Below are 2,436 nucleotides of genomic sequence, written 5' to 3'. Positions count from 1 at the left end.
AACCGTCAGGGAATTGTAATTGATGGTGAAGGTTCAAAGGTTATTTGCAAAGACTAATTTGAAAATTCCAGTTTGTCGATCTACGGCAGCCTTTCAATAGGCTGCCGTATTCGCTTTTCGGAAGATTTTCATTTGCACATTTGCCATGATGAGCATCTGCGGATACAATGGAGGCAGAGAGGAATGGAGGTGCTGCAAATGTTCCGCCGTAAAGCAGAGACACGAATGGTTGAGCTGTCCCCTGACGAGGCGCGGCTGTTGCGGGGAGCGCTTCTTGCTTTTCGCAACAAGCTTCTTTCTGCCGGAAAACCGACAGAGGATGTGAACGAGCTGATTATCAAGGTGATGAAATGAGGTAGAGGAATTTCATGCCTTCTCCCAAGAATGCTCGAGACTTTTCGAGATTTGTTGTAAAAAATTGAACTTCTATCTTGACAACTATATAATCAGGAGTATAATGATATGATTTATGCTAGATCATAAATGGGAGGCGTGGGAGAAAAAGGAGAATGTTATGGCCTATGAAATTGTTTGTGAATCCGAATCGAAGCGATATCGTTCCGATTGCGCCTCCGTTCTGACTAAGACTTGTGAGATACTAAAGAGCAAGAATATTATTGCTCAGTTTTCGCTTGTCGGAAGCGGTGCAAAAAACTTGATAACAAGGAATGGAAATGGACCTTACGATCTTGACTACAACCTCGTTGTCATAAAAGCGGACGAAAGATATTGGAAAAACTTACGGCTACTAAAAGATACAGTTCGGAATGCGCTTAATAAGGCTGAGAGAAAGGATTTCTTTTCGGATGCTATGGATTCAAGATCCTGCTTAACCACGCTTTTACATTTCAATGATTCGCCAAATGTTGAATTCAGCTTCGATGTTGCAATTCTAACTAAAAATCGCAACGGAGATTATATGAGACTCATTCATAATAAAAACGCTTTCTGTGTTGGCTACGATCAATACACATGGAATGAAGTCCCAAAATCTCACGATGTAAAGGAAAAAGCCGATGCAATAAAAGCAGAGGGACTATGGCAAGAGGCCAGAGATAGGTATGTTGAGTTGAAGAGCATGTATCTTTCTCGCCAAGACAACACACATCCTTCTTTTATCGTATATGTTGAAGCGGTCAACGAAATCTATTACAAATACTTCAGATAAGGAGATGTTCTGATGGGAAAACACTTTTTTGACTTTGAAGACGGAGATTTTGCTTTTTCGATTTCAGATAATATGGCAATGGATTCTGACGGTGACCTTATGATGAGAATGGGTAACAATATGGCAATGGATATGGATACCGGTGATATTCACATGATCTCATCTTGGCCAAACGACGATGATGAAGATGAATAACTAACCATATTGCATATCTGAAAGAACAATGAAGCCTCCGTATTATTGTGGCCATCGCAAGAATACGGAGGCTTTTTATGGCATTCAAAGACACAACAGAAAGGAACGCAATGAATTACTATATTTCTGATTTGCATATCGGGCATGAAAATATTCTGCGGTTTGATAACAGGCCATTTGCGGATGTCAATGAGATGAATAACAAGCTCATAGAAAACTGGAACGCCAGAGTACGCAGCGATGACACGGTATACATTCTTGGCGATTTCATCTGGGCAAAGGAAAGCGAGTGGCCGTCTATTGTTGGTTCGCTTGGCGGCAACAAGGTGCTGATACGGGGCAATCACGATCCCAAGCAATTCAGCGCTTCCACAAAGCGTATGTTCCAAGAAATTACGGACTTGAAGGAAATCAAGGACAGCGGCAAGCATGTTGTGATGTGTCATTATCCGATTCCCTTCTTCCGTGCCAGCTTCGCTTCGACAGCGTTCATGCTCTACGGGCATGTCCATCAGACGATTGAATATGAGTATATCGCAAAGCTGCGCCGTGAGGTAAAGGCAAATTCCACCGGTTACGGCACGCCGAACGGTAACTTCATCAATGTCGGTTGCATGATGCCGTATATGGATTACACGCCAAGAACGCTGGATGAGATTATAGAAGGAGATGCAAGGTACCATGAAGAAAATCCCGACGCTCTTTGATGGGGGGAATAACAAGTGCCGTCTGCTCAGTCGCCTGATTTGAAATCGGGCGACTTTTACATGAATGGTGAAAGCCTGTGCAGACACGCATAATTGCTGCCCATATAGGCTAAAATACAAGTGTATCGTATTTTAGCCTAAAATCTATTGATTTCTCCTCTCACGTAGGCTATAATAAAGGTGCATCGTATTTTAGCCTAAAGGAGGCAGGGCAATGTATATTGAGAGGCAGCTTGAAAAGAAGTTTATAGCGGTAAGCGAGGAGTATGCTTGTGTGCTGCTGACCGGCCCGCGTCAGGTGGGAAAATCCACCATGCTGCGGCATCTGATGGAGGGGACGGCACGAGCCGAGGTTTCGCTGGACGA

Annotated in this window: 4 protein-coding genes; all 4 read left to right on the top strand. The window is 43.4% G+C overall.

Annotated features, from left to right (window positions below):
- The first annotated feature begins 183 nt into the window (after window positions 1–183).
- The 4 genes from LKD37_RS17275 (at window position 184) to LKD37_RS17260 (ending at window position 2,070) form a co-directional block, all read left to right on the top strand.
- A complete protein-coding gene (locus LKD37_RS17275; protein WP_178265038.1) occupies window positions 184–354 on the top strand; it encodes a hypothetical protein in 171 nt (56 codons plus the stop codon).
- Window positions 355–514: 160 nt separating this feature from the next.
- A complete protein-coding gene (locus LKD37_RS17270) occupies window positions 515–1,168 on the top strand; it encodes a hypothetical protein (RefSeq protein ID WP_178265040.1) in 654 nt (217 codons plus the stop codon).
- 12 nt (window positions 1,169–1,180) lie between these two features.
- Window positions 1,181–1,363, top strand: coding sequence for a hypothetical protein (locus tag LKD37_RS17265; RefSeq protein WP_134106794.1), 183 nt, complete (start codon window positions 1,181–1,183; stop codon window positions 1,361–1,363).
- Window positions 1,364–1,440: 77 nt separating this feature from the next.
- A complete protein-coding gene (locus tag LKD37_RS17260; RefSeq protein WP_302930298.1) occupies window positions 1,441–2,070 on the top strand; it encodes a metallophosphoesterase family protein in 630 nt (209 codons plus the stop codon).
- Window positions 2,071–2,436: the final 366 nt, after the last annotated feature.

The organism is Brotocaccenecus cirricatena, from assembly GCF_020687045.1.
Taxonomy (GTDB): domain Bacteria; phylum Bacillota; class Clostridia; order Oscillospirales; family Oscillospiraceae; genus Vescimonas; species Vescimonas cirricatena.
Note: the sequence above shows the minus strand (reverse complement) of the source record. Positions and strands in the feature narration are given on the sequence as shown.